Raw genomic sequence first — 804 nt, forward strand, 5'->3', positions numbered from 1 at the left:
ACCCACGGTAGGTCGCAGAGACGACCTACAGTGGATCCCTCTTTGCCCTTCCTGAGAGGCCCCTCCCCAAGCCTCCAAGGAGAAGCGAAAATCAAGCCCCTAAAAGCACCCGATTAGATACCCGTAGAGGCTCGAAGTAGCTAGACTAAAATCCCCGACGTCTATCCCTTCCCCACCCTCCACTCTTGTAGTTAGATGCGACTGGAGGAAAGCGATAGCTACTATCTTCCCCGTCCTAATACTTCGACGAATTGATACCCAAGCCTATCCCTACAACTTACAGCTCGGTAGGAGAAGAGGCTTAAACAGGCTTCCTCTCCGTCTGCCTCTACTCCGTGAGGCAGACGGAAGTAGGCTTGAGAACTGGGCTTACAAGCTGGTCAAAAGGAAGGAGTAGGGGAATTGCTTTAGGGGAGGGCAAGGGAGGTTGGGGTCGTAGCAGGAGAAGTAGCTCAACCTTAATGTCTCTGTCCGGGGCTGTTCGACGGGAGGGCTTATATCTGGTGTAGCGAGGGGCTTCGACGGGAGAAGTATGGGAGTAGCTGAGGCAGTACTTGGAGAAGTAGCTCAACCTTCATGCCCCTATACGGGATGTTCGATGTGAGGGTGTATGCCGGGGGAAGCGAGGAGCATGCGTTGGGAGGGGCAAGACGTTGTGTGCAGGGGATAGGAGGAGTCTGGATTAGAAAGTCTGGTGGGCGGAAACAAAAAGAGGGCGAAGTAGCCGTAGCTACTTCACCCTCCTACAAATGAGAAGCGGGTGTCACTGCTTTCGCAATCACACCCGCTCGCTTCTTAAAATGG

Origin of the sequence: Porphyromonas sp. oral taxon 278 str. W7784 (genome assembly GCF_000467855.2) — a bacterium.
Taxonomy (GTDB): Bacteria; Bacteroidota; Bacteroidia; order Bacteroidales; family Porphyromonadaceae; genus Porphyromonas.